The following is a 26,412-nucleotide window of genomic DNA, read 5'->3' as shown; positions in this document are numbered from 1 at the left end:
CGTTTTCCGGCCCGCATTCCGCGGGGGCCGAATTCCGGCGGCGACACCACTGTCCGGCTCGCGCCGCGCCCCTGGGGCCACAATGTGCGGCGACCGCACGAAAAGGTGAATCGCGCCTGCGGCGGCATAGCGCCGGCCGTGCGGGACAGATGTCCCGCGAACCCCCGCCGCATGCGCCCGCCCGGGGGCGTGCGGAGGCGCAAGCAGCGCGCACCCCGCCGCCGCGCCCGGCCGCCCGTGCCCGGCCTGGGGAAAGCCGCCCTCACGGCGGTCCCGCGACGGCTCAGCCCTTGCGGCGGCGGGTGAGGAGCTTCGGGAGGGCCGGCGGGATCGGGTGGCGGGTGGTGGCCGGGGTGGGGGCGGGGGCGGCGGCGAGGGAGGTGGCGGGCATGGCCGAGGGGTGCTGGTGCGGGGGGCCGTCCGGGGTCAGGCGGAAGACGCGGCAGTCGCGGGCCCAGCGGTCGGTGACGGTGTCGGCGTCGACCGCGTTGAGGCGCTTGGCCTTCAGCTCGGTGACGGCCGCCTCCCAGGCGTCGCCGCCGGGCGGGAGGAGGGCGACGCGGGCGGTCCAGGCGACCAGCCTGCCGCCCTTGTCCTTGCTGCGGACCACGACCTCGGCCCGGCCGCCGTCGGCCAGCCCGGGCGGCAGCGGCTGCTCGGCACCACCGCCGCCGACCACGCACATCGCGTCGTCGACCCAGGCGTGCCACAGCGCCTGACCGTCCACCCAGACCAGCCCCGACTTCTTGGTGGCCTCCTCGACAAGGGCGGTCTGCTCTGCCGTCACGGCGGCGTCGGTCGTCATGCGGACACTTTAAGCGCGCCCTCCCGCGCTTCGGAACGACAGGTTCTCCACCCCGCCACGGGCCTTACGCTGGTGACGGCCGAACGCCCGTGCGGCCCGCCACCGCACCGCCCCCGTACGAGGAGTCCCGTGACCGCCCCGCAGCCCGCCGCCGCGCTCGGCGCCCGCACCGCCGCAGGTCCCGGCACCGAGCCGGGGGCCGAGCCCGGGGCCGCGCGGACGCTGGACTTCTCGCTGCTCGCCGTCGCCATCGCGGGCGTCTCGCTGTCGGCGCCGCTGATCGCGGCCACGGCCGCGCCCGCGCTGGCCATCGCCTTCTGGCGCAACGCGATGGCGGTCGGCGTGCTCAGCCCGCTCGCGCTGTGGCGGCACCGCGGCGAACTGCGGCGGATGGGCCGCCGCGCGCTGTCGCTGTCGCTGCTGGCCGGCGTGGTGCTCGCGCTGCACTTCGGGCTGTGGCTGCCGAGCCTGTCGATGACATCGGTGGCGACCTCGACCGCGCTGGTCACCACCACCCCGATCTGGACCACCCTCATCCTGCGCATACGCGGCCACCGCCCGCCCCGTCTGGTGTGGGCGGGCACCGTCCTGGCCGTCGTCGGCGTCGTACTGCTCACCGGCATCGACCTGTCCACCGACACCCGGGCGCTGGCGGGCGACGCCCTCGCGCTGGGCGCGGGCATGGCCGCCGCCGGTTACGTCCTGCTGGGCTCCGAGGTGCGCCGGACCGCGAGCACCACCGCGTACACCTATGTCTGCTACGGCACCACGGCCGTGGTGCTGCTCGCCGCCTGCCTGGTCTCCGGCTCGGCGCTCGGCGGCTACGACGGGACGACCTGGCTGAAGATCGTCGCCCTGACGATCGCCGCCCAACTGCTCGGGCACTCGCTGCTCAACCGGGTCGTACGGGGTCTCGGCCCGTCCACGACCTCGACCGCGATCCTGCTGGAGACGCCGGGCGCGGCGCTGATCGCCGCGCTGTGGCTGGGCCAGACACCGCCGGCGGCCGCTTATCCGGCGCTCGGTGTGATCCTCGCGGGCCTCGCCCTGGTGATCCTCGCCGACCGCCGGAAAAGCGCCTGAGCCGTCACCGCAGGGTGGCTACAGCCAGCCGTTGCGGCGGAAGCCGCGGTGGATCGTGTAACAGATCGCCAGGATCACCGCGAGCACCGTCGGATAGCCGAACTGCCAGCGCAGTTCCGGCATCGTGTCGAAGTTCATCCCGTACACACCGGTGATCATCGTCGGCACGGCCAGGATCGCCGCCCACGCGGTGATCTTGCGCATGTCCTCGTTCTGCACGACGGTGGCCTGCGCCAGATTGGCCTGGAGGATCGAATTGAGCAGGTCGTCGAAGCCCACGACCTGCTCGTGGACGCGCGCGACATGGTCGGCGACGTCACGGAAGTACTTCTGGATCTCCGGGTCGATCAGCCGCATCGGCCGCTCGCCGAGCACCTGCATCGGCCGCAGCAGCGGCGCCACCGCCCGCTTGAACTCCAGCACCTCGCGCTTGAGCTGGTAGATACGGCCCGCGTCGCCGCCGCGCGACGGCTTGCCGTTCTCGGCGGAGAAGACGTCGATCTCCACCTCGTCGATGTCGTCCTGCACCGCTTCGGTGACCGCCAGGTAGTCGTCCACCACCTGGTCGGCGATGGCGTGCAGCACCGCGGAGGGGCCCTTGGCCAGCAGCTCCGGGTCGTCCTCCAGCCGGTGCCGCAGTGAGCGCAGCGAACCGTGGCCGCCGTGCCGGACGGTGATCACGAAATACCGGCCGGTGAAGACCATCACCTCGCCGCTCTCCACCACCTCGCTGGTGGAGGTGAGCTCGGCGTGCTCGACATAGCGGATCGTCTTGAAGACGGTGAACAGCGAGTCGTCGTAGCGCTCCAGCTTGGGCCGCTGGTGGGCGTGGACCGCGTCCTCGACGGCCAGCGGGTGCAGCCCGAACTCCTCGGCGATGCCCGCGAATTCCTGCTCGGTCGGCTCGTGCAGACCGATCCACACGAAGCCGTCGCGGCCGTCGCACTGCTCACTGCTGCGCCCGGCGCGCACGCTCGCCAGCGCCTCGCTCAGGTCGATGGTGTCGCTGCACCGCACACCGTCGCGGTAGACGGCGCAGTCCACCACCGCGCTCCCGGCGGCGGAGACGTCATGCGTCGGCCCGTAGTCGTAGGACGCGGTGTTCTTGCGCAGCGCGGGACGTACGACAGCGCGCAGATCACGGATCATCGACATGGCAAGCTCCTTCACGGACTGGCCGACGGCATCACGCCGCACTGAAAGCTGACTGAATGCGGATCAGGACTGATCGATCACATTGACCACATTGATCACAGGCAGTTCAGGGCGCTCTTCCGACGCGGAGTCGCTTCGGGCACTCCGCGGGCACATCGTGAAAGTCACGCGTTTCACGGCACAGGGGCCGGGTAAGTAGCGCGCAGGCTCACATCACGGGGAGGCATTCGGAAGAGCTGCCGGTACTGCACGGTCGACTCGGATCCATTGCAGTCCCCACCTCCTCCGGCCGTTCCCCGCTGGGGGACGTCTCACATGAACACCCCACCTTACCAACTCCGCATGCCCGCAAGACCGCGCTTGGCCGGTTCCATACGCGATCTATGCTCGCCGCATGGGTGACATCCTGACGCTGACCGAGGCCCGGCTGCGCTCCGCCTTCGGCGAGCCCGACGCGCGCGCCGCGGTGACCTTCCTCGGCGCCGAGCGCATCGAGGTGCTCCGGTTCTCCGACGAATCCCTCGGCCTGTGGCGCTATGCGACGCTCGGGATGTCCGGCCGGCCCATGACGGATCCCACCGACCCCTTCCCCGACCCGGTACGCGGCCCGCGCGCGGAACTGCTGCTGAGCGTGCGCGCGGGACTGGCCGAAACCGACAAGGTGCTGCGCCCGCTCGCGGTGCTCGCCGCCTCGCCCCAGGTCGAGGGCGTCGTCGTGGCGCCCGGCAATTCGCTGGACGTCGGCGAGCCGCTGTGGCCGGGCGCGCCCTTCACCTCCGTGCTGGTCGCCGAGGCCGGCGGCCTGGTCGAGGATCTGGAGCTCGACCCGCCGCACGACCCGGTCCGCTTCCTGCCGCTGCTGCCGATGACGCCCGCCGAGAGCGCCTGGAAGCGGGTGCGCGGCGCCGCCGCCCTCCAGGAGCGCTGGCTCACCCACGGCACCGATCTGCGCGACCCGCTGCGGGCCGCGGTGCCGCTGGCCGACTGAATCCCGGCTGATCCGACTGACCCGGCCGCCCCGCCCGGCGCGTCCGGCCGCCGTACGCCGTATGCGGCCCAACGGGCGAGAGCGTGCAACCACCCGGGTGATCGTCCTTGACGGCGGCACATACCCGGAGGACCGTTGGGCGGTATGAGGGGCGAACCCAGTTGCCCGAAGTGCGGTGGCAGGGTCAGGGCGCCCGGCCTCTTCGCCGACTCCTGGCAGTGCGATGAGCACGGGACCGTGCATCCGCTGCAACCCGTCGTACCGCCGAGCGTCGAGGCGCTCGGCGTTGTCGTGCACCGCGCGCAGGTACCGGTGTGGATGCCGTGGCCGCTGCCCGTCGGCTGGCTCTTCTCCGGGGTGGCCGCCGCGGGCGACGACCGCAGCGGCGGCCGGGCCACCGCCGTGGCCTGTTCCGGCCCCGGACCGCTCGGCGGCCCCGGCGAGCTGATGCTGATCGCCGAGGAGCTGGGCGTCGGGCTCGGCGCCCGCTATGCCGGGATCCCCGGTCCCGACCCGGGCCCCGGCATGTGCGTCGACAAGCCGCCGCACGCCAAGGTGCTGGCCGCCGGGCGGCCGACCCCGCTCTGGCACGTCGGCGGCGCCCCCGACGACCGCGTCGTCTTCGCGGGCGAGGCCCGCGGGCTGTGGCTGTGGGCCGTGGTCTGGCCCGAGCAGACCGGGCTGCTGATGTACGACGAGCTGGTCCTCACCGATCTGCGGGACGCGGGCGCCGAGGTGGACATGCTGCCGTGCGGCGCCCTGTCGCCGCGCCTGCTCGGCTGACCCGTAGCCGGCCCCGGGCGGAATCCGCCGCGGCCGGAACGCGTGTACGGACCGCGTATGCTGGCGAGCGGTCCGATCGCCCCCTGCAACCCCGCGGAGCCCGCCGTGCGCATTGACTTGCACACCCACTCCACGGCGAGCGACGGCACGGACTCCCCGGCCGGACTGGTACGGGCCGCGGCAGGCGCCGGCCTGGACGTGGTGGCGCTCACCGACCACGACACCGTCGGCGGGTACGCGGAGGCGGCGGCCGAACTGCGGGCGCTGGGCGCCCCCCTGACGCTGGTGACCGGCGCGGAGCTGTCCTGCCGGATCGACGGCATCAGCATGCACATGCTGGCCTACCTCTTCGACCCCACCGAGCCCGAGCTGGACCGCGAACGGGAACTCGTACGGGACGACCGTGTGCCCAGGGCGCGCGCCATGGTCGGCAAGCTCCAGGGCCTCGGCGTGCCCGTCACCTGGGAACGCGTCGCCGAGATCGCCGGGGACGGCTCGGTCGGCCGGCCGCACATCGCGACCGCGATGGTCGAGCTGGGCGTCGTCCCCACCGTCTCGGACGCCTTCACCGACGACTGGCTGACCAACGCGGGCCGGGCCTATGTGCCCAAGCACGAGCTGAACCCCTTCGACGCGGTGCGGCTGGTGAAGGGCGCGGGCGGCGTGACCGTCTTCGCGCACCCGGGCGCGCACGCGCGGGGCGAGACGGTGCCGGAGCCGGTGATAGCGGAACTGGCCGCCGCGGGACTCGACGGGATCGAGGTCGACCACATCGACCACGACGCGCCCACCCGGGCGCGGCTGCGGGCCCTGGCGGGGGAGACGGGACTGCTGGTCACCGGTTCCAGCGACTACCACGGGAGCCGTAAGACGGTCCGGCTCGGGGAGTTCGTGACCGACCCCGAGGTGTACCGCGAGATCGCCCGGCGGGCGACGGGCGCGGTACCGATCAGCGCCGTCTAGCGCCGCTACGCGGCCCCGCTCCTCGCGCCCCGGGTGCCGCCCGGGTGCCCGGGGACCCGCGCCTGCGGCGCTGTGCGGTTTCCCACCTCCCCGCCCCCATGCGGATTCGCTGTCGGCCGACGGCCTCCCCGCGGGGCTTCCCGCCGCCGGGGACCGCGGCTGCCGGGCGCCGTCCCGCGCCCGGCACCACCCCCGCAGGCGCTCCCGAGTCCCATCCCTCTCACACCAGAAAGCCCCCCATGTTCGACGTCACCCTCTTCGGGTCGGTCTTCGTCACGCTCTTCGTGATCATGGACCCGCCCGGTATCACGCCCATCTTCCTCGCGCTGACGTCCGGGCGCGCCACCAAGGTGCAGCGCCGGATGGCCTGGCAGGCGGCGCTGGTCGCGCTCGGCGTGATCACGGTGTTCGGCATCTGCGGGCAGCAGATCCTGGATTATCTGCATGTGTCGGTGCCCGCGCTGCGCGTGGCGGGCGGGCTGCTGCTCCTGCTGATCGCGCTCGACCTGCTGACCGGCAAGGCGGACGAGCCGACGCAGACCAAGGATGTCAATGTCGCCCTGGTGCCGCTCGGCATGCCGCTGCTGGCCGGGCCCGGCGCGATCGTGACCGTCATCCTGGCGGTGCAGCACGCCGACGGCTTCGGCTCGCAGGTGTCGGTGTGGGCCGCGATCATCGCGATGCACGCGGTGCTGTGGCTGACGATGCGCTACTCGCTGGCGATCATCCGGCTGATCAAGGAGGGCGGTGTGGTGCTGGTGACCCGGCTGTCCGGCATGCTGCTGTCCGCGATCGCCGTCCAGCAGATCGCCAACGGCATCTTCGGCTTCATCCACGGCGAGGGCGCCTGAGCCGGTCGTGAACCCGCGGCCGGTGACGCGCCCGGGTACGCGAAAGCGCCCCGTACGTCTGGTGTACGGGGCGCCGATGCGTGGGGGCCGGTCGGCCCTGTGGTGTCGTCAGTCCGCGGGGCGGATGTAGATGCGCTGGCCCATGGCAGCGGCCTGCTGCACGATCTTGTTGACGGCGGAGGCGTCTACGACGGTGCTGTCCACGGCATTGCCGTTGCGGTCGTCGAGGCGCATGATCTCGAAGCGCATGGGGCTTCTCCCTTCGTCGCGCGTTACATGTGTGGTCAACCAACACCCCCTCGAAAACATTCCCTAGGCTAAGGAAACTCTTTCCCGATCTAATTACTCGCCGGTAAGGCTTTGCCAGAAGTCGATCAGTGCCGCCGCCGTCTCGGCCGGCCGCTCGGTGTTCGGCGAGTGCTCGGCACCCTTGATCACCGCGCGCTCGGCGCCCAGCCGGACCGCCATCGCGTCCAGCCACGGCACCGGCCAGGCGTGGTCGACCTCCCCCGAGATCACCATTTTCGGCAGCGGACCGGCCGCCGCCAACTCCGCCACCCGGTCCGGTTCCTCCATCAACTGCCGGGCGGTGGCGGCGAGTTGTTCGGGCAGTGTGGTCGTCCAGCGGCGGTGCAGGAAGTCCTCGACGGCGGGCGGGGTGTCCGGCTGCTCGCCGTTCTCCACGTCCATCGACCGCATCGCCTGCCAGATGGCCTCCAGATCCATCACGGGCAGTACGTCGATCAACAACCGCGTACGTGCCTGCTGTTCCTCGGAGATCGCGGCGGGTCCCGAACTCATCAGGGTCAACGACGCCCAGGCGGCCGTGCCATGGGTGATCACCGCGTCCCTGACGATCAGTCCGCCCAGCGAGTGGCCCAGCAGATGCAGCGGACCGCCGCCCGTACCGTTCCCCGTGCCGCCGCCCGGACCACTGCCGTCACCGGCCGCCAGCGCAGCCGACTGGGCGACGACGTCCGCCGCCAGCTCGCGCTGCGCGTACGCGCCCTCCTCGCGGGGGCCGCCGCTCTCGTACTGGCCGCGGCCGTCCACCGACACCACCCGGAAGCCGGCCGCCGACAGCGGGGCGAGCAGCGGCAGGAAGTCCTCCTTGCTGCCGGTGAAGCCGGGGACCAGCAGCGCGGTGCCGCGCGCGGGGGCGTCGGGGGAGGGGGCGGCGTCGAGGACGGCGAAGGATCCGCGGGCCGTTTCCAGCCGGTGTGCGGACGCGTTCTCCGGCAGATCCAGGGCGGTGGGTCGGCTCATGGACCGAGATTACGTGGTGCATATGTCCGACAGGTTGCCGTCGGGGGATCCCGGCCGCCCCGATATACGAACGCCCCCGGCCGGTGGCCGGGGGCGTTCGGTCGCGAACCGTACGGGCCGGGCGTCAGCCCTCGTCGGCGGTCGCCGTCGCGGCGGCCTTGCGGGTCCTGCGGCGCGGCGCCTTCGGCGCCTCGTCCCCGGCGGCGGCCGGAGCCGGCACCTCGGCCACCGCGGCGGCCGTCTTGCGCGGCGCCCGCTTGCGCACCGGCTTCGCCGGCGCCTCCGCGTCCGGGGCGGCCGCGGGCGCGGGCACCTCGGCGACGGCCTTGCGCGTCCGGCGCGCCTTGGGCGCCTCGACGGCGGCCTGGGCTTCCTCGGGTTCGCCGTTGAGGATGGAGCGGCGGGTGGGCTTCCGCGCGGCCTTGGGCGCTTCCTCGGCCACCGGGGTGACCGGCGCCTCGACGGCGGCCTTGCGGGTCCTGCGCGCCTTCGGGGCCGCCTCCGCGACCGCGTCCGCGGCCTGCTCGGGTTCGCCGTTGAGGATGGAGCGGCGGGTCGGCTTCCGGGCTGCCTTGGGGGCCTCCTCGGCCACCGGCGTGACCGGGGCCTCGACGGGAGCCTCGGCGGCCTTCCGCGTACGGCGGCGGGGGGCCTTCGGGGCTTCCTCCGTAACCGGCGTGACGACGGCCTCGACGGGAGTTTCCGCGACCTTGCGGGTCCGGCGGCGCGGCGCCTTGGGGGCCTCCTCCGTGACCGGCGTGACGACGGCCTCGGTCTCGACCGGCGCCTCGACGACCGGCTCGGCGGTCTTGCGGGTCCTGCGGCGCGGGGCCTTCGGGGCCTCCTCGTCGGCCTCCGCGACCGGCGCGGCTTCCACAGCCGTCACGGCCGCCTGCTCCTGGCCCGCGGAACCGCCGCGCGTACGGCGACGGCGGCGCGGGGTGCGCGGCGCGACGGCCTCGTCGGTGCCCGGCGCGGACACCGCGACCGCGGACTCCACGGCCTCGGCGCCGGACGCCACCGCCGGCTGCTCGGACGGCGCCGCTCCGCCGCGGGTGCGGCGGCGCTGGCGCGGGGTGCGGGTCCTGGCCGGACGCTCCTCGGCGGGAGCGGCGGCCGGGCCGGAACCGGAGCCCCGGCCACCGGCCGGCCGGCGGCCGTTGCCACGGGCGCCGCGGCCACCGGTCTCGCCCAGATCCTCGACGACCTCGGCGTCGAGACCGGCCCGGGTGCGGTCGGCACGCGGCAGTATCCCCTTGGTGCCGACGGGGATGCTCAGCAGCTCGTAAAGGTGCGGAGACGTCGAATACGTCTCCTCCGGGTCGTTGAAGGTCAGGTCGAGCGCCTTGTTGATCAGCTGCCAGCGCGGGATGTCGTCCCAGTCGACCAAGGTGATCGCGATACCCGACGCGCCCGCCCGGCCGGTGCGGCCGATGCGGTGGAGATACGTCTTCTCGTCCTCCGGCGTCTGGTAATTGATCACGTGCGTGACGCCCTCGACGTCGATGCCGCGCGCGGCCACGTCGGTGCAGACCAGCACATCGACCTTGCCGTTGCGGAACGCGCGCAGCGCCTGCTCGCGCGCGCCCTGCCCGAGGTCGCCGTGCACGGCGCCCGCGGCGAACCCGCGCTTGCCGAGCTGCTCGGCGACATCGGCCGCGGTCCGCTTCGTCCGGCAGAAGATCATCGACAGGCCGCGGCCCTCGGCCTGGAGAATGCGCGAGACCAGCTCGACCTTGTCCAGCGAGTGGGCGCGGAAGACGTGCTGGGTGGTGTTGGCCACCGTCGCGCCCTCGTCGTCCGGCGCGGTCGCGCGGATGTGCGTGGGCTGCGACATGTAGCGGCGGGCCAGGCTGATCACGGCGCCGGGCATCGTCGCGGAGAAGAGCATCGTCTGCCGGCGGACCGGCAGCATCGCCATGATCTTCTCGACGTCGGGCAGGAAGCCGAGGTCCAGCATCTCGTCGGCCTCGTCCAGGACGAGCGCGCGGACGTGCTTGAGATTGAGCTTCTTCTGGCCCGCGAGGTCCAGCAGCCGGCCCGGGGTGCCGACGATCACGTCGACGCCCTTCTTCAGCGCCTCGACCTGCGGCTCGTACGCGCGGCCGCCGTAGATCGCCAGCACGCGCACATTGCGCACCTTGCCGGCGGTCAGCAGGTCGTTGGTGACCTGCTGGCACAGCTCACGGGTGGGGACGACGACCAGCGCCTGCGGGGTGTCGGTCAGCTGGTCGCGCGTGGCGCGGCCGGCCTCGACGTCGGCGGCGACGGTGACGCGCTCCAGCAGCGGCAGGCCGAAACCGAGGGTCTTGCCGGTGCCGGTCTTGGCCTGGCCGATGACGTCGTTGCCCGCGAGGGCGACCGGGAGCGTCATCTCCTGGATCGGGAACGGGGTGGTGATGCCGACGGCCTCGAGGGCCTCGGCGGTCTCGGCGAGGATGCCCAGACTGCGGAAAGTCGTGGTGGTGGTCAGGATGCTTGCCTCTTCTGTGAGACGCGGCACTGTGCGGCGAGAGGGGTCGAGCAGCCGGGTCGCAGAGATGACGACGCCGGTCGCTGACCGCGCAAAGGTGTCGTACAGCCGTGGGTGGCTGTGCAGAGCGCGGGACCGCTGCCCTCGCTCGTGCCGCGAGTGGGCCCCTCCCGATGTCAGGAGGGCGGTCGGTGTCGGAGCCGATCGGGCCACCGACCGGGCATCCAGGTGTTGCACACGTCGCCCGTCGGGCATCGGAACAAGCCGATTTCCGGCGGGTGCAATACCACTCTACCCCGGAAACACGTAGGTGCACCCGATCAAATGTTTCGTTCGGGACGGCACCGGCCCGTCATCGGCATGTCACCGGGCCCGTGATGATCGTCGTACGGGTGATGGCGGGGGGCCGTGACTTGGCTATTGTGCCCAGCATGGAGACGCCTGACGAGACCACGACGCCCGCCACCGGAATCGCCGCCCAGGACTGGACCGCCGCGTCCGCGGACCCGCAGTACCGCGCCGCCGTCGTCGATCTGCTCGGGGCGCTGGCCTACGGCGAGCTGGCCGCTTTCGAACGGCTCGCGGAGGACGCGAAGCTCGCGCCCACGCTGGAGGACAAGGCGGAGCTGGCCGCGATGGCCGCCGCGGAGTTCCACCACTTCGAGCGGCTGCGGGACCGGCTGACGGAGATCGGCGAGTCGGCGAACAAGGCGATGCAGCCCTTCGGTGCCGCGCTGGACGAGTTCCACCGCCAGACCGCGCCGTCGGACTGGCTGGAGGGCCTGGTCAAGGCGTACGTCGGCGACTCCATCGCCTCGGACTTCTACCGCGAGGTGGCCGCCCGGCTCGACACCGACACCCGCACCCTGGTGCTCGCCGTGCTGGACGACACCGGCCACGCGACCTTCGCCGTGGAGAAGGTGCGCGCCGCCATCGAGGCCGAGCCGCGGGTCGGCGGCCGGCTCGCGCTGTGGGCCCGGCGGCTGATGGGCGAGGCGCTCTCGCAGGCGCAGCGCGTGGTCGCGGACCGGGACGCGCTGTCCACCATGCTGGTCGGCGGTGTCGCGGACGGCTTCGACCTCGCCGAGGTCGGCCGGATGTTCTCCCGGATCACCGAGGCGCACACCAAGCGGATGGCGGCGCTCGGCCTGGCCGCGTAGCCCCTTTCCGCCGGTGTCGCGCTGTCAGGCGGCCGGGCGGGTCTTCGCGTGCCGGCCGCGCTTCGGGGGCCGGGCCAGCAGGCTGACCAGGGCCGCGGCGGTGGCGAAGGCGGCGGGCAGGGTGGCCGCCGGATAGCTGCCGTCGAGGATGGTGCGCATCACCAGCCCGCCGATCAGGCCGCCGGCCGCGCCGGTGCCCAGCAGCAGCCCGTCCGCGGGGATGCGGGCGGGGAAGAAGCGGGACGCCGCGTAGGCGGCGACCACACCGAGGAGCGCGAAGAGAACTGCCGCCACCACGAGCATCGTGATCCCCTCCGGAGCTGCGGACGGTACGGACCTGTGCGTACTGGTCCTACCCCCGAGTGAGGTGGGGCAAAACGGCCGGAGGGGTGTGGGACACCGCGGGCGGCCGGGTACGACGGAGGGCGGCGGCCGGGAACACCGGCCGCCGCCCTCCGGGCGTGCTGAACGTCAGAGCGAGGCGCCGAAACCGACCTTGCGGGCGGACGGCTCGCCGATCTCCACGTACGCGAGCCGGTCGGCGGGGATCAGGACCTTGCGGCCGTGCTCGTCCGTCAGACTCAGGACCTTCGACGTGCCGGACAGCGCGTCGGCGACGGCCTGCTCGACCTCCGCGACGGACTGCGCGCTCTCGATGTTGATCTCGCGCGGCGCGTGCTGCACGCCGATCTTGACCTCCACGGCTTGGATACCTCCGATGGTCTGGCGGTGTGCGCGGTTGGTTTCGCGCCGTACGCAGCAAAGACTAGCCCCGCGCGGACGGTGGACATCCGTACCCCGGCAACGCCGTGAGCGAACAGGCCCCGGGCGGACGGGCCGTGCGCGGGGAGCGGGGCGGGCGGGAGACGTACGGGCCGGGGCGGTGACGAGCGGGCAGGTGCGGTCGGGCCGTGTGCGGAGGACGGTCCGGTCGCGGGCGGGCCCGGCTCAGTGGTGGCCCTGGACCTGTCCCTCGGCGCCGTGCAGCGGGAAACCGGCGATGCCGCGCCAGGCCAGCGACGTCAGCAGGCCGACCGCGGTGTCCCGGGGGACGCCGCTGCGGCTGGCCAGCCAGTAGCGGGCCACGACCTGCGAGACGCCGCCGAGACCGACCGCCAGCAGCATCGACTGGTCGCGGGAGAGCCCGGTGTCCTCGGCGATGACCTCGCTGATCGCCTCGGCGCACTGCAGCGAGACCTTGTCGACCCGCTCGCGCACGGCCGGCTCATTGGTCAGGTCGGACTCGAAGACCAGCCGGAAGGCGCCGCCCTCGTCCTCGACGTAGGCGAAGTACGCGTCCATGGTCGCCTCGACGCGCTTCTTGTTGTCCGTGGTGGACGCCAGCGCGGTGCGCACCGACTGCAGCAGTGACTCGCAGTGCTGGTCGAGCAGCGCCAGATACAGTTCGAGCTTTCCGGGGAAGTGCTGGTAGAGCACAGGCTTGCTCACGCCGGCCCGCTCGGCGATGTCGTCCATCGCGGCCGAGTGGTAGCCCTGTGCGACGAAAACCTCCTGGGCCGCGCCCAGCAGTTGTTCACGGCGGGCCCGGCGGGGCAGGCGTGTGCCGCGCGGCCGCGCCTGTGCTTGCTCGATGGCTGTCACGCCGCCTCCCAAATCTGTAGTGGGGAACGAAAGAACACCGCGCTGGCCATCGTACTTTTCGGTAACGACACTGTGCGCCGTGCGAGCGCACATTCTCACTACCTGGGACCTCAGCGGTAGTCGTCCTCGTCCAGCGCGACGACTGCGCGCTGCTCGGCGGCGTCGGCGGGATCGGCGTCTTCCGCCTGGTCGGCGGGGCGGGGGGTGAGCGGATCCGCGCTGTTCTCCGTGCCTTCGTCGTCCGTGTCGAGGACTTCCGCGCGCTGTTCCGCGGCATCCGCCTCGGGCGCCTCCAGATCCAGTTCGGCGTCGGGCACCGCGTCCGGCCCGGCGGTGCGGGGGACGCGTGCGTTCTGCGGATTCTCGGACATGGCCCCGTCCTTTCGTTGGAGTCCTGTCTCTCCCTTGGAGCCTAGAAGCCCACGGGCCGCGGCGCACGACGGCTTCCGGGCATGGCGGCTTCCGGCTCTTGCGAGGGGTCTTGTGACCGCGAACACGGGGCCGCACACGTGATCGTCTCGTAACATTCACCCATGTCCTCGACCGACGCACCCCACACGGCCGCGGTGCCGGGGGCCGCGCCCCCGCAGGGACCGCGGCTCTCGCCCGGGGAATCGGCGCGTACGGTGCGGTTGCCGGGGCTCGGTCTGGTGGTCAGATCGCGCACGGCGCGCCGCCCCGACGCCCCGCCCGCGCTGTACGTGCACGGCCTCGGCGGCTCCTCGCAGAACTGGTCCGCGCTGATGGCGGCGCTCGGCGACCGGGTCGACGGGCGGGCCCTGGACCTGCCGGGATTCGGCCATTCCCCGCCGCCGGACGACGGCAACTACTCGATCGCCGGGCACGCGCGCGCCGTGATCCGGCTGCTGGAGGCCGAGCCGCGCGGCCCGGTCCACCTGGTCGGCAATTCGATGGGCGGCGCGGTGTCGGTCAAGGTCGCCGCGGCCCGGCCCGACCTCGTGCGCACACTGACCCTGATCTCGCCCGCGCTCCCCGAGGTGCCGCCGCAGCGCACCGCGCTGCCGACCGGGCTGATCTCGGTGCCCGGCGTCCCGGCGCTGTATCTGCGGGCGACCAGGAACTGGCCGACCGAGCGCAGGACGCGGGAACTGCTGGCGCTCTGCTACGGCGATCCGTCGGTGGTCGGCGAGCAGGCCCGCGCGGAGGCGGTCGCCGAGTACCAGCGGCGGATCGGGCTGCCGTACTTCTGGGACGTCATGGTGCGCTCCACCCGCGGGATCGTGGACGCGTACACCCTCGGCGGGCAGCATTCGCTGTGGCGGCAGGCCGAGCGGGTGCTCGCCCCGACGCTGCTGGTCTACGGCGGCCGGGACAAGCTCGTCTCGGTCAAGGTCGCCCGGCGGGCGTCCAGGGCGTTCCGCGACTCCCGGCTGCTGGTGATCCCCGGCAGCGGGCACGTGGCGATGATGGAGCACCCCGAACTGGTGGCCCGGGCCTTCCGCGACCTCCTGGCCGAGACCGCGGACCGGCCGGAGCGTACGGACACACCGGCGGAGCGTACGGACACAGCCGTCCGTACGGACACCCCGGACACGGCGGCCCGTACGGACCCGGCCACTCGTACCGGTGTCGCGGACACCCCGGCGGGTACGGACCAGGGCGCTCGTACGGACCCGGGCGCGGACTCCGGTCCCGGCGGGGACCGCGGTACGGGCCCGGCCGGCGCCTCGGCGACCGGGAGCTGATCGAGACGTGGGTGGGCGACGTGGGTAAGCACAGCGCGCGGGACGGCCAGGACGGCCGGGACAACGGCATACCGGGCGCGCCCGGTGTGCCGGGCGGCCCCGGCCCGCTGCGGCCCGGCACGCCCGGCAGCGGGCGCCGCCGCCGCGGCGGACCGCTGGCCGGCCACGACACCGGCGGCTTCGCCCACTACCGCCCGCAGGACCACGGCGCGCCGCCGCCCGCGCACCCCGAGCACCGCGAACACGGCGCGTGGGGCACGGACGCCGCCTGGTCGCCCGACGCCGGCCGCTACGCGGGGCCGCCGCGCACCCGCGACCTGCCGGTCGACCTGGTCGAGGAGTGGGCCGAGGACTGGGCGGAGTACGACACCGCCGCCGCCCTGCGACCCCCGTCCGCAGGGCCCGGGGCCGGCCCGTACGCCCGGCACGCGCAGGCCCAGGGGCTCGGGCAGATGCAGGGCCCGGGCCGGGTCATCCCGCGGCCCCGGCAGGAATTCGTGGACGCCTTCGGGCCGCAGCAGCCCGCCGCGCCCGCAGGCGGGACCGACGACGCGGACGGCCCGGCAGGACCGCCGCCCGGCCGGCTCGTGGGCGTACCGGACACCGGACCCGGCCCCGACGGCGACGGCCCGGCGGACGGGAAGGACGGCAAGGACGGGAAGGGCGGCGGCAAGGGCCGCACGCTGAGCGGGGTCGCCGCCGCGGCCGTCGTCACGGTGCTCGCGGTGGTCGTCGCGGGCCAGGTCACCGGGAGTGACAAACGGCACAGCGGCGACGCGGGCAAGGATGCGGGCACGCGCTCGTCGGCCGACGAGGCGTCGCGTTCCCAGGACCGCGCGACCACCGGGCCGACCCTGCCGGCCGCCGCCCCGACGGTGACCGCGACGGCGCCGACGTACGACGACCTGATGGCGCGGCTGTATCCGCTGGACCCGGGGCTGAAGCTGTCCGGCGCCTTCACCACGGTGGGCGGCCACCAGCCCGCGCCGGGCCGCGGAAAGGTCATGCGCTTCCGGGTGGACGTCGAGAAGGGGCTGCCGCTTGACGCCCTGATGTTCAGCGAGACCGTCTTCAAGACGCTGAACGACAGCCGGAGTTGGGGCCACGGCGGCACGATGAGCTTCGAGCGGGTGTCAACGGGCCCCGCGGACATCGTCATTACGCTCGCCAGCCCCGGCACCACGGCCAAGTGGTGTGCGAAGGACGGGCTGGACACGACAGTTGACAATGTGTCATGTGACGCGGCGTCGACCCCGCGCACGATGATCAACGCCTACCGGTGGGCGCAGGGCGCCGCGACGTACGGGGCCGCGCGCATCCACGAGTACCGGCAGATGCTGATCAATCACGAGGTCGGGCACCGGCTCGGGCACGGCCATGTGGGCTGTCCGAAGGCCGGCGCGCCGGCCCCGGTGATGATGCAGCAGACCAAATTCCTGTCCCTCGACGGCGGCCCCGCCTGCAAGCCGAACGCCTGGCCCTTCCCGTAGTTCCGGACCCCCGCGGGACCCCGCGGGACGCCGCCCGGGCCGCCGTCCCCCCGGTCACAGCCGCACCACAGGCCCCGATCCATAAGCGATCGTTTGAGACCGTATTGATCTGGCTTTGACAATTCGTGCCGCGTCGCTGCACGCTTGCGTCCATGCAGCACCGCCACGCACATCCGATCGCACGCGCCAGCATCGAGCTGGCGCTGATCGGCGTGGCCGCGCACTGCGTCGCCGACGTCCACTGTCGCTGACCGCTTCCCGCCCCGCCGCGTAGAGACACCGGCGCCGCCGCACCCCGGCATCACGGCGCCCCTCCGCCACGGGCCTCCGGCAGGACCCGCAGTACCTCTCCCTCTTCTCTTGTGTCCCACGCGCCCCACAGGGTGCGTGGGACATCGCTGCCGCGAAAGGTTTCCTCTCATGCGTCATCTGTCCTTCACATCTCGCCGTATAGGCGTGATAGCCGTCGGTCTGGCCCTTGCCGGAGGGGCCGTCGCCTGCGGCCCCAAGAGCGGTGACGACGCCAAGTCCGGCAGCGACGGCAAGCCGAAGCAGGGCGGCACCCTGTACGTGCTGAACAACCAGGCGCAGGAGGACTTCGACCCCGCGCGCCTGTACACCTCCGGCGGCGGCAACGTCCCGTCGCTGGTCTACCGCACCCTCACCACCCGCAACCGCGCCGACGGCGCCGCGGGCTCCAAGGTCGTCCCCGACCTCGCCACCACCACCGGCGAGCCCAGCAAGGACGCCACGGTGTGGACGTACCACCTCAAGGACGGCCTGAAGTACGAGGACGGCTCGCCGATCACCACCGCCGACATCAAGTACGATATCGAGCGGTCCTTCGCGCCCGAGCTGTCCGGCGGTGCGCCCTACCTGCGCGACTGGCTGGAGGGCGCGGCCGACTACCAGGGCCCGTACAAGGACCCCAAGGGCCTGTCCGCGATCGAGACGCCGGACGCGAAGACCATCGTCTTCCACCTCAACAAGCCCGAGGGCGAATTCCCGCTGCTCGCCACCCAGACGTCCTTCGCGCCGGTGCCCAAGGCCAAGGACACCGGCACCAAATACGCGGCGCACCCGGTCTCCTCCGGCCCGTACAAGGTGATCAGCAACGAGAACAACGGCGAGCACATCGTCCTCAAGCGCAACCCCAACTGGTCGGCCGCCACCGACGACCAGCGCAAGGCGTACCCCGACACCATCGACGTGCAGTCCGGCCTGGACCAGGCCGTGATCAACCAGCGGCTGTCCGCGGGCGTCGGCAAGGACGCGGACGCGGTCACCACCGACACCAACCTCGGCCCGGCCGAACTCGCCAAGGTCACCGGCGACAAGAACCTCGCCAAGCGCGTCGGCACCGGCCACTTCGGCTACACCGACTACATCGCCTTCAACCCGAAGGTGAAGCCGTTCGACAACATCAAGGTGCGCGAGGCCATCGCCTACGCCGTCAACCGCACCACGGTCATCAACGCGCAGGGCGGCTCCTCGCTCAACGAGCCCGCCACCACCTTCCTGCCCGCGCAGGCGTCCTTCGGCTACACGCCGTACGACCCCTTCCCGGCGGGCAAGACCGGTGACCCGGCCAAGGCCAAGGAGCTGCTGAAGGAGGCCGGTTACCCCAACGGCCTGACGGTCTCGCTCACCCACGACGTCACCAAGGGCGACGAGCAGGGCCCCGAGGTCGCCACCGCCGTGCAGGAGGCACTCAAGGCGGCCGGCATCACCGTCAAGCTCGACGGCCAGGAGCACGCGGCCTTCTCCGACAAGATCCACACGCTGAAGACCGAGCCCGGCTTCTTCCTCACCGGCTGGGGCGCCGACTGGCCGTCCGGCGGTCCCTTCCTCGGCCCGATCTTCGACGGCCGGCAGATCGTCGACAACGGCGCCAACTTCAACAACGCGCAGCTCGACGACGCGTCGGTGAACAGCGAGATCGACGCGATCAACAAGATCACCGACCTCAAGGCCGCCGCCGTCCGCTGGGGCGCGCTGGACAAGAAGATCGGCGAGCAGGCGCTCACCGTGCCGCTCTGGCACCCCGTCTACAAGCGGCTGTTCGGCAAGAACATCAAGAACGTCGTGATCAGCGACTGGACCGGTGTGCTGGACATCTCGCAGGTCGCGGTGAAGTAGTCCGTGACCGTCGAAGCACTCTCCGCCGCGGAGGGGGGCACCGACGCCGTCGCGTCGGCGCCCCCCTCCGGGGCGCGGCAGGTCTGGCGGCGGCTGCGCGGACAGCGCGCGGCCCTCGCCGGCGGCGCCGTCATCGCCCTGTTCGTCCTGGTCGCCGTCGCGGCGCCGCTGCTCGCGGCCATCGAGGGCCAGGACACCACCAGCTACCACGCCGGGCTGGTCGACTCCGCCTCCGGCGGCGTCCCGCTCGGCACCTTCGGCGGCGTCTCCGGCAGCCACTGGCTCGGCGTCGAACCCGGCACCGGGCGCGACCTGTTCGCGCGCCTCGTCTACGGCTCCCGGATCTCGCTGATCGTCGCCTTCGGCGCGACCGTCCTCCAGGTGCTGCTCGGTGTGCTGCTCGGCCTCGCCGCGGGCCTGGGCAACCGTTTCCTCGACGGGCTGCTCAGCCGGATCACCGATGTCTTCGTCACCATGCCCGCGCTGATCTTCGCGATCGCGCTGCTCGCCGTGGTGCCGGACGGCTTCCCGCGGCCGGTGCTGCTGATGCTCGTCCTCGGGCTGCTCGCCTGGGGCGGCATCGCCAAGATCGTCCGCGCGCAGGTGCTCACCCTCAAGTCCCTGGACTACGTGGCCGCTTCCCGGCTCGGCGGCTCCGGCCCGTGGCGCACCGCGCGCCGCGAACTGCTGCCCGCGCTGGTCGCGCCGGTCGTCACCTACGCGGCGATCCTGCTGCCCTCCAACATCGTGTCCGAGGCGGGCCTGTCCTTCCTCGGCATCGGCGTCACCCCGCCGACCCCGTCCTGGGGACAGATGCTGTCCTCCGCCTCGACCTGGTACCAGGCCGACTCGGCGTACGTGCTGCTGCCGGCGGTACTGCTGTTCGTGACCGTGCTCGCCTTCACCGTCTTCGCCGACGGGGTGCGTACGGCGCTGGACCCGCGGGTCGCCAGCCGGCTGCGGGTGGGGACGGGACGGCGGAAGCAGGCGAAGGCGGACGCGGGTTCGTCCGGCACGGTCTCGCCCGAAGCGGTTGCGTCCGGGAAGGTCTCGCCCGACGTGGCCGAGCCCGAGACGGCTTCGCGCAAGGCGGTGACGGGCGAATGACCCGCTTCCTGCTGCGGCGGCTCTTCCAGGCCGCCGTCGTCCTCGTCGTGCTCGCCGCCGTCCTCTACGCGTGCTTCTACCTCGCGCCGGGCGACGCCGCCCGGCTCGCCTGCGGACCCAAGTGCAACACCGCCCAAATCACCCAGATCCGCGGGCAGATGGGCCTCGACGACCCGGTCTACGTGCAGTTCTGGCACTTCCTGTCCGGCATCGTCGCGGGCCACGACTACAGCACCGGCACCGATGTGCTGCACTGCCCGGCGCCCTGCCTCGGCCAGTCGTACCGCACCGGTGAACTGGTCACCACGATGATCGGCCAGAAGCTGCCCGCCACCGCGTCGCTCGCCTTCGGCGCGATGGTGCTGTGGCTGGTCATCGGCGTCGGCACCGGACTGCTGTCCGCGCTGCGCCGCGGCACCGTCACCGAACGGCTGCTGACCGGCTTCACCCTCGTCGGCACCGCCACCCCGGTGTTCATCACCGGCATCCTGCTGCTGCTCGTCTTCTGCTCCTGGCTCCAGTGGCTGCCGTACCCCTCGTACGTGCCGCTGACCGAGGACCCGCAGCAGTGGGCGTGGAATCTGCTGCTCGCCTGGCTCGCCCTCGCCCTGGTCGAGGCCGCCAAATACGCCCGGCTGACCCGCAGTTCGATGCTGGAGACGCTCGCCGAGGACCACATCAGGACCTTCCGCGCGTACGGCGTCGGCGAGCGGGCGATCGTCGTACGGCACGCGCTGCGGGGCGCGCTGACCCCGGTGATCGCGCTGTCCGCGCTGGACCTCGGCACGATGTTCGGCGGCGCGCTGCTCACCGAGACCCTCTTCAACATCCCCGGACTCGGGCAGCAGCTCGTGCAGTCCGTGCAGATCAAGGACGTGCCGGTGGTGGTCGGGATCGTGCTCGTGATGGGCCTGGCCGTCGTCGTGGCCAACGCCGTCGCCGACGTGCTCTACGCGGTGGCCGACCGACGGGTGGTGCTGGCATGAGCGCAGTGTCCGACGGGAATCTGGTGGAGGTCGCCGGCCTCCGGATCGAATTCCCCACCGAGGGCGGGTCCGTACGGGCCGTCGACGGGCTGGACTTCACCCTCGCGCCGGGCGGCGCGCTCGGCCTGGTCGGCGAGTCCGGCTCCGGCAAGAGCGCCACCGCGTACGCGCTGCTGGGGCTGCACCGCGGCACCGGCGCCCGGGTCTCCGGGACCGTACGGGTCGCAGGCACCGACGTACTGGCCGCGCAGGACGCCGAATTGCGGCGGCTGCGCGGCGGGGTCGCCGCGATGGTCTTCCAGGACCCGCTGTCCTCGCTCGACCCCTACTACGCGATCGGCGACCAGATCGCCGAGGTGTACCGGGTGCACCACCGGGGCTCGCGCGCGGCGGCCCGCGCTCGCGCCGTCGAGGTGCTCGACCGGGTCGGCATCCCGGACGCGGCCCGCCGCGCCAGGTCCCGGCCGCACGAATTCAGCGGCGGCATGCGGCAACGCGCCCTGATCGCCATGGCGTTGGCCTGCGAGCCGCGGCTGCTCGTCGCGGACGAGCCGACCACCGCCCTGGACGTCACCGTCCAGGCGCAGATTCTCGACCTGCTCCACGAGCTGCGCGCCGAGACCGGCATGGGCCTGCTCCTGGTCACCCACGACCTCGGCGTCGTCGCGGGCAGCGTGGACGACGTCCTCGTCATGCGCGGCGGCTCCGCCGTGGAGCGCGGCCCGGTGACCGAGGTGCTGCGCGCCCCGGCGGACCCGTACACGCGGGCCCTGCTGTCGGCGGTACCGCGGGTCGACCTGCGGTCGGCAGAAGGTGAGGAGCGGGCCGCGGCACCGGTACTCGTCAAGTCCCCTGAGGCTCCCGTGACTTCCGGTGAGGGCGGCGACGTACTCCTCGAAGCCGTCGGGCTGCGGCGGGAGTTCGGCAAGGGGCGCGAGCGGCTGCGGGCCGTGGACGACGTGTCGCTGACCGTACGGGCCGGGGAGACGCTCGGCGTCGTGGGGGAGAGCGGCAGCGGGAAGACGACCCTCGGACGGATGCTGGTCCGGCTGCTGGACCCGAGCGCGGGGCAGATCCGCTACGGCGGCCGGGAGATCGGCGGCCTCGGCGAGAAGGCGCTGCGCCCGCTGCGCCGCGACCTGCAAATGGTCTTCCAGGACCCGGTCTCCTCCCTCAACCCCCGCCGCAGCATCGGCGAATCCATCGCCGACCCGCTGCGCGCCGCGGGTGAACTTTCGGACAAGGCCGTCGTCGCCCGCGTGAAGGAGTTGCTGGAACGCGTCGGCCTCGACCCCGACTGGTACCACCGCTACCCGCACGAGTTCAGCGGCGGCCAGCGCCAACGCGTCGGCATCGCCCGCGCGTTGGCCCCCGGGCCGAAGCTGATCGTGTGCGACGAGCCGGTCTCCGCGCTCGACGTCACCACGCAGGCGCAGGTCGTCGCGCTGCTCGCCGAACTGCGCCGTGACCTCGGCCTGTCGCTGGTGTTCATCGCCCACGACCTGGCTGTGGTACGGCAGGTCAGCGACCGCGTCGCGGTGATGCGCGGCGGCCGGATCGTGGAGTCCGGCACCGTCGACGAGGTGTACGACGCGCCCCAGGACCCGTACACCAAGGGCCTGTTGGCGGCCGTGCCGGTGCTGGACCCGGCCGAGTCCGCGGCCCGCAGGGCGGACCGCAGGGAACTGCGGAGCGTAATGGTGACCGCACCTTAGGTCACATCAACGCATGGCAGTGTGAGAAGTTACGCCCGTTCACCCCTTTTGGTGGCGCGGCGGACAACCGTCCGCCGCGCCACCGCCATGGCGCAATAACGTCGTCGCGCCGGGTGGACACCGCTCCTCGACAGCGTTCCCGTGGGCGCCGCCCGGCCGGAATCCGCTGTGACCCGGCAAGGGAGAGAGGGGGCGTACACGTGCGTATCGCATTGCTCACCGAGGGTGGTTACCCGTATGCGCGAGGTGAAGGAGGCGCGTGGTGCGACCGGCTCGTCCGCGGGCTCGCGCACCACGATTTCGACGTGTACGCGCTCAGCCGGTCACCGCGGACCGAGGCGGGGGGCCGCGTCGAAGTGCCGTCGCACGTACGGCGGATCCGCGCGGAACGCCTCTGGGGGGAACCCCCGGCCGCCGCCCTCGCGCCGACGTGCGGTGGCGGCCGGGCGGCCGGACGCGCCAGACGCGCCGACTTCCTGACCCACTACTGGGACTTCGTCAGCGCGCTGGCCGGCGGCACGGACGGCCCCGGCGACCGGGCGGACCGTTTCGCCTCCGGGCTCTACGGCCTCGCCGAGGTCGCCGCCGACCACGGCGGGCTGCCCGACCTGCTGTGCGGCGAGGACGCGCTCGCCGCACTGGAGTCGGCGTGCCGGGCGCCCGGCGTCCGGCCGCTGCTCGGCGACATCGTCGTCACCGAACTCCTCGCCGTCGCCGAGCTGTTGGAACTCCAGCTGCGACCGCTGTCCGCGCCCTGGTACGGGTCGAGCGAGCTGGGCGCGGTCGACCTGTGCCACGCCGTCTCGGGCGGGCCCGCGGCGCTGCCCGGCCTGCTGGCCAAACGGTTCTGCGGAACGCCGCTCATCGTCACCGAATACACCGTGCGGCTGCGCGAGGCGCTGCTCGGGCACCGCGCGGCCGGGCTGTCCCCCGCCGTACGGGCGCTGCTCGGCGACTACCACCGGCTGCTCGCCGGCGAGAGCTACCGGCAGGCCGCGCTCGTCACGCCCGGCTCCACGCACGTACGCCGCTGGCAGGAGCGGTGCGGGGCGCCGCGGGCGCGGATGCGGACGGTGTACCCGGGGATCGACGCCACGCGCTTCGCCCGCGCGGGGGAGGCCGCGGAGGCCGAGGCGGCGGCGCCCGCCGCGCACGCCGACCCCACGCTCGCCTGGGTCGGCAGGATCGATCCGGCCAAGGACATCATCGCGCTGCTGCACGCCTTCCACGCCATACGGGAGGAGGAGCCGCAGGCGCGGCTGCGGATCTTCTACCTGCGGCTGCGGCCCGCCGACGAGCGCGGCGCCGCGTATCTCGGGCACTGCCGCACGCTGGCCGCCCAGCTCTTCCCGTACGAGGCGGCCGACGCGCACGCCGTCGGCGAGAGTCCGGTCAGCTTCGAGGAGATCGGGTCGCCCGGCGCGCCCGAACTGGCCGACGCCTACGCGGCGGGCGATGTCGTCGTGCTCTCCAGCAGCGCGGAAGGGTTTCCGCTGAGCCTGGTGGAGGCGATGTTCTGCGGGCGGCCGACGGTGTCCACGGACGTGGGGGCGGTCCGCGAGGTCATCGGCGGCACCGGGCTCGTGGTGCCGCCGCGCAACCCCAAGGCGCTCGCGGACGCCGCGCGGGATCTGCTGCGCGGGCCGGAGCGGGCGGCGCGGCTCGGCGCCGCTGCCCGCGAACGGGCCCTCGCCCTGTTCACGGTGACGGGGTGCGTGGACGCCTTCCGCGAGAGCTATCTCGACGTGGTCGCGCACCATCCCGTACGGCGCGAGCCGCTGCTCGACGCCGCCGGGGACCCGCGGCCGTTCACCGCGCCCGCCGAGTCGCACGTCCCCGCCCGGCTCGCCCCCACCCCCGCCCACCCGGCCTGGGCCCGCACCCCCGAGCCCGTCGGCGCCCCGTCCGCCCCCGGAGGCCCCCTCTCATGACCACCCCCACCCCGGCCCACGCCTTACTCACCCGCCTCGCCCGCTCCGCCTCAGGGGCGGCAGCCCCCGACTCCCCGGCGCCCCCGTCCGAGGAGGACATAACCTCCGACCCGCGCCCGGACCCCACCCCGGCGCACGTCGCCCGCCAGGCAACGGAGTTGGGCCTCGCCCCCGTGCTGATCCAGGACGCGGAAGGGGACGTGGACCTCGACCTGGTCCTGGTCCCGAGGCCGACCCCGGCCCCGGCCCCCGACGCCGACGCGGCTCCTGCGGGCCCGGCCGCGGCGCCGGCCGCTGACCCGGTCGCGGATCCGGCCTTCGACGCCGACGCCGACGCGGCTCCTGTGGACCCGGCCGCGTCGCCGGTCGCGGATCCGGCTCTCGACCCGGCGCCGATTCCGGGCCGGGCGCCGGATGTTGACGTGTCCCCGGACGCGGACGAGAGCTTCGAACGCGACGTGATCCCGACGCCGGGACAGGAGCCGGACTTCGCTCCGGACGTGACGCCGATTCCGGCTGCGGACGCGGACCCCGACTTCGACCCGGACGACACCGGCTCCCTCGGCCGTACCGTCACCGCCCTCTTCGGCGCCCCGCGCGCTCCCCGGACGGTTCCCTCCGGGGAGGGGGAGCCGGAAGCGGCCGGCTCCGAACCGTACGAGGACGCGGGCGACGGCCCGGCGGGGGAGCCTCGACTCGCCGTAGATGAGCGAGCGTTGCCGTCGGACGGCGACGAGGACGCCGGCCCGCGGGAGCCGGGCGGTTCCGCCGAGGCCGCGCCCGTACGGAACGAGCCGGCGCGCGAGCGTGAAGCAGCCGCTCGGGAAGCCGACGTGGCGGTGCGGCCCGAGACGCGCTCGGACACTGCCGAGCCGGAGCGGCGGGGCGGGCGCGAGGGTGACGCGGCCGGATCAGCCGCTCCTGCGCCCCGGGAGTCGGAGACGCGCGACGGCGGCGCCGTACCGGTGCGGCCCGAGCGCGGGCGTGAAGGTGCCGCGCGCGAGGGTGACTCGGCCGGGGAGCGGTCGAACATCGGCGGGGGTGGCGTACCCGTGCGGGAAAGGGCTGTTCGCGAGGGCGACTTGAGGGGGCCGCGCGAGGCGCGTCGGGGCGGGGCACCGCGGAGGGGGCCCGCGGATCCGGTGCGGGGGGTCATGCACCGGCACGAAGTGCTGATCGCCGGGGCCGTGGACGAGTGGGAGATCGCGGCCGGGCTCGAGGCGCACGGGGTGACGGACGGGGCGGCGCGGCGGCTGCGGCACCGTGATGTGTTCGGCCTGGCCGAGGAGTTGTACGCGCGCGTGCCGCGGGCGCCACAGCGCCCCGTACCCGTCGAGCGGGAGCGGGAGCGCTCCCTGCCGGGGTGGCGGACGGGCGCCGCGCAGGCCGTCCCCGGCGTGGTGTGCGCCCTGGCCGCGGCCACCGCGCACACCGTGGGCGCGCTGCTCATGGCCTTCGTCGCCGTCGCCCTGTGGGCGGCGGTCCGCCTCGGCCCGCTGCGCGCCGACCGCGGCGCCGGCACCGCCCTGTGGACGTACGGCCTGCTCGGCTTCGCGCTCTACGGGCCGCAGGCCCGCACCGCGCTGGCCGGCCACGGCGCCTTCGACGCCACCGCGAACACCGCGACCTTCACCGCGCTGACCGTCTCGCTGCTGCCCGCCGCGTACGGCGCGCACTGGTTCGCCGTCCGCGCCCGCGCCCAACTCGCCCCCAGCCACGGCCTGGCGGACTTCGCCGACGCCGTACGGCCACGGCTCGCCGCCGCCCTCGCCGCGTACGCCCTCGCACTGACCGTGCTGCTGAACGCCGCGACCGCGCTCACCGGCTCCGCCCCGCTGGCGGGCCCGGCCGCGCTCGGCCTGCTGCTGTTCAGCGCCCGGCTGCTCACCGTGCACGGCTTCCCCGGCCCGGCCGCCACCGGCCTGGCCACGGCCTGCGCCGCCGAGGCGCTGACCCTGGCCGCCGCCCCGCTGCACCTCGGCCCCGGCGGTGCCACCGCCGAAGCCGTGATCTGCGGCGCCGCGGCCCTCGCGCTCACCGCGCAGGCGTTCCGGCTGCTGCCCCGTGCCTCCGCGCACCGGCCGCCGCCGCGCCACCCCTGACCTGACGCAGTACGACCGACCAGGAGAACACCCCTTGAGCACGCACCGAACCCCGACCCACGAACCACCGAGCACCCCGGCCGCCCGCGGCACCCGAGGAGGCACCC

General features: G+C 73.4%; 24 protein-coding genes. 15 read left to right on the top strand and 9 right to left on the bottom strand.

Annotated elements, in window-relative coordinates:
• Positions 1-283 precede the first annotated feature (283 nt).
• Complete coding sequence (locus BM076_RS31235; protein WP_093717109.1) at positions 284-805, bottom strand: hypothetical protein; 522 nt, start codon at positions 803-805, stop codon at positions 284-286.
• A 129-nt stretch (positions 806-934) separates the two neighbouring features.
• Here BM076_RS31235 and BM076_RS31230 point away from each other — a divergent pair, with 129 nt between their 5' ends.
• Positions 935-1,888, top strand: a complete 954-nt coding sequence (locus BM076_RS31230) for a DMT family transporter (protein WP_093717108.1) — start codon at positions 935-937, stop codon at positions 1,886-1,888.
• 18 nt (positions 1,889-1,906) lie between these two features.
• On the opposite strand, the gene BM076_RS31225 is transcribed toward BM076_RS31230, so the two are convergent.
• The gene (locus BM076_RS31225; RefSeq protein WP_093717107.1) at positions 1,907-3,043 is read right to left on the bottom strand and encodes a magnesium and cobalt transport protein CorA; all 1,137 of its coding nucleotides are present in this window, start codon (positions 3,041-3,043) and stop codon (positions 1,907-1,909) included.
• A 394-nt stretch (positions 3,044-3,437) separates the two neighbouring features.
• Between BM076_RS31225 and BM076_RS31220 the strand changes: the two genes are divergently transcribed.
• From BM076_RS31220 to BM076_RS31205, 4 genes are all read left to right on the top strand, one after another.
• Entirely contained in the window at positions 3,438-4,031 is a 594-nt protein-coding gene (locus BM076_RS31220) for a suppressor of fused domain protein (RefSeq protein ID WP_093717106.1), read from the top strand.
• 144 nt (positions 4,032-4,175) lie between these two features.
• Positions 4,176-4,814, top strand: a complete 639-nt coding sequence (locus BM076_RS31215) for a DUF6758 family protein (RefSeq protein WP_093717105.1) — start codon at positions 4,176-4,178, stop codon at positions 4,812-4,814.
• 105 nt (positions 4,815-4,919) lie between these two features.
• Positions 4,920-5,777: a PHP domain-containing protein gene (locus BM076_RS31210; RefSeq protein ID WP_093717174.1), complete on the top strand. Its 858-nt coding sequence runs from the start codon at positions 4,920-4,922 to the stop codon at positions 5,775-5,777.
• 239 nt (positions 5,778-6,016) lie between these two features.
• Positions 6,017-6,628 carry a MarC family protein gene (locus BM076_RS31205; RefSeq protein WP_093717104.1) on the top strand — a complete coding sequence of 204 codons (612 nt, stop codon included), beginning with the start codon at positions 6,017-6,019 and terminating at the stop codon, positions 6,626-6,628.
• A 108-nt stretch (positions 6,629-6,736) separates the two neighbouring features.
• On the opposite strand, the gene BM076_RS36880 is transcribed toward BM076_RS31205, so the two are convergent.
• From BM076_RS36880 to BM076_RS31190, 3 genes are all read right to left on the bottom strand, one after another.
• Positions 6,737-6,877, bottom strand: coding sequence for a hypothetical protein (locus BM076_RS36880; protein ID WP_093717103.1), 141 nt, complete (start codon positions 6,875-6,877; stop codon positions 6,737-6,739).
• Between the two features lie 93 nt (positions 6,878-6,970).
• The gene (locus BM076_RS31195; RefSeq protein ID WP_093717102.1) at positions 6,971-7,894 is read right to left on the bottom strand and encodes an alpha/beta fold hydrolase; all 924 of its coding nucleotides are present in this window, start codon (positions 7,892-7,894) and stop codon (positions 6,971-6,973) included.
• A gap of 124 nt (positions 7,895-8,018) precedes the next feature.
• Positions 8,019-10,397 carry a DEAD/DEAH box helicase gene (locus tag BM076_RS31190; protein ID WP_407640739.1) on the bottom strand — a complete coding sequence of 793 codons (2,379 nt, stop codon included), beginning with the start codon at positions 10,395-10,397 and terminating at the stop codon, positions 8,019-8,021.
• A 401-nt stretch (positions 10,398-10,798) separates the two neighbouring features.
• Here BM076_RS31190 and BM076_RS31185 point away from each other — a divergent pair, with 401 nt between their 5' ends.
• Positions 10,799-11,527, top strand: a complete 729-nt coding sequence (locus BM076_RS31185; RefSeq protein WP_093717101.1) for a ferritin-like fold-containing protein — start codon at positions 10,799-10,801, stop codon at positions 11,525-11,527.
• A gap of 24 nt (positions 11,528-11,551) precedes the next feature.
• On the opposite strand, the gene BM076_RS31180 is transcribed toward BM076_RS31185, so the two are convergent.
• The 4 genes from BM076_RS31180 to BM076_RS31165 form a co-directional block, all read right to left on the bottom strand.
• A complete protein-coding gene (locus BM076_RS31180; protein WP_143120682.1) occupies positions 11,552-11,821 on the bottom strand; it encodes a hypothetical protein in 270 nt (89 codons plus the stop codon).
• A 177-nt stretch (positions 11,822-11,998) separates the two neighbouring features.
• Positions 11,999-12,229 carry a DUF3107 domain-containing protein gene (locus BM076_RS31175; protein WP_093717099.1) on the bottom strand — a complete coding sequence of 77 codons (231 nt, stop codon included), beginning with the start codon at positions 12,227-12,229 and terminating at the stop codon, positions 11,999-12,001.
• A gap of 246 nt (positions 12,230-12,475) precedes the next feature.
• Positions 12,476-13,129, bottom strand: coding sequence for a TetR/AcrR family transcriptional regulator (locus BM076_RS31170; RefSeq protein WP_093717098.1), 654 nt, complete (start codon positions 13,127-13,129; stop codon positions 12,476-12,478).
• Positions 13,130-13,239: 110 nt separating this feature from the next.
• Positions 13,240-13,500 carry a hypothetical protein gene (locus BM076_RS31165; protein WP_093717097.1) on the bottom strand — a complete coding sequence of 87 codons (261 nt, stop codon included), beginning with the start codon at positions 13,498-13,500 and terminating at the stop codon, positions 13,240-13,242.
• Between the two features lie 162 nt (positions 13,501-13,662).
• On the opposite strand from BM076_RS31165, the gene BM076_RS31160 reads away from it, so the two are divergent.
• From BM076_RS31160 to BM076_RS31125, 9 genes are all read left to right on the top strand, one after another.
• A complete protein-coding gene (locus BM076_RS31160; RefSeq protein ID WP_093717096.1) occupies positions 13,663-14,835 on the top strand; it encodes an alpha/beta hydrolase in 1,173 nt (390 codons plus the stop codon).
• A 20-nt stretch (positions 14,836-14,855) separates the two neighbouring features.
• Positions 14,856-16,325 (top strand): DUF3152 domain-containing protein, encoded by a 1,470-nt coding sequence (locus BM076_RS31155; protein ID WP_245796566.1) that lies wholly within the window; start codon positions 14,856-14,858, stop codon positions 16,323-16,325.
• A gap of 152 nt (positions 16,326-16,477) precedes the next feature.
• Positions 16,478-16,576, top strand: coding sequence for an Ms4533A family Cys-rich leader peptide (locus BM076_RS38225; RefSeq protein WP_322936740.1), 99 nt, complete (start codon positions 16,478-16,480; stop codon positions 16,574-16,576).
• 169 nt (positions 16,577-16,745) lie between these two features.
• On the top strand, positions 16,746-18,464 hold the full coding sequence (locus tag BM076_RS31150; RefSeq protein ID WP_093717095.1) for an ABC transporter substrate-binding protein: 1,719 nt from the start codon (positions 16,746-16,748) through the stop codon (positions 18,462-18,464).
• Positions 18,465-18,467: 3 nt separating this feature from the next.
• Positions 18,468-19,571, top strand: a complete 1,104-nt coding sequence (locus tag BM076_RS31145) for an ABC transporter permease (protein WP_093717094.1) — start codon at positions 18,468-18,470, stop codon at positions 19,569-19,571.
• The gene (locus tag BM076_RS31140; RefSeq protein ID WP_093717093.1) at positions 19,568-20,557 is read left to right on the top strand and encodes an ABC transporter permease; all 990 of its coding nucleotides are present in this window, start codon (positions 19,568-19,570) and stop codon (positions 20,555-20,557) included. The genes BM076_RS31145 and BM076_RS31140 overlap by 4 nt, the downstream gene beginning before the upstream one ends.
• Complete coding sequence (locus BM076_RS31135) at positions 20,554-22,272, top strand: ABC transporter ATP-binding protein (protein ID WP_093717092.1); 1,719 nt, start codon at positions 20,554-20,556, stop codon at positions 22,270-22,272. The genes BM076_RS31140 and BM076_RS31135 overlap by 4 nt, the downstream gene beginning before the upstream one ends.
• Positions 22,273-22,472: 200 nt before the next feature.
• Entirely contained in the window at positions 22,473-24,203 is a 1,731-nt protein-coding gene (locus tag BM076_RS31130; protein ID WP_093717091.1) for a DUF3492 domain-containing protein, read from the top strand.
• Entirely contained in the window at positions 24,200-26,305 is a 2,106-nt protein-coding gene (locus tag BM076_RS31125; RefSeq protein WP_143120681.1) for a hypothetical protein, read from the top strand. Before BM076_RS31130 ends, BM076_RS31125 begins: the two co-directional genes overlap by 4 nt.
• The last annotated feature ends 107 nt before the right edge of the window (positions 26,306-26,412 follow it).

It is taken from the genome of Actinacidiphila alni (genome assembly GCF_900112845.1).
Classification (GTDB): Bacteria; Actinomycetota; Actinomycetes; order Streptomycetales; family Streptomycetaceae; genus Actinacidiphila; species Actinacidiphila alni.
The sequence above is the reverse complement of the archived record's forward strand: the minus strand, read 5'-3'. Positions and strand labels throughout refer to the sequence as shown.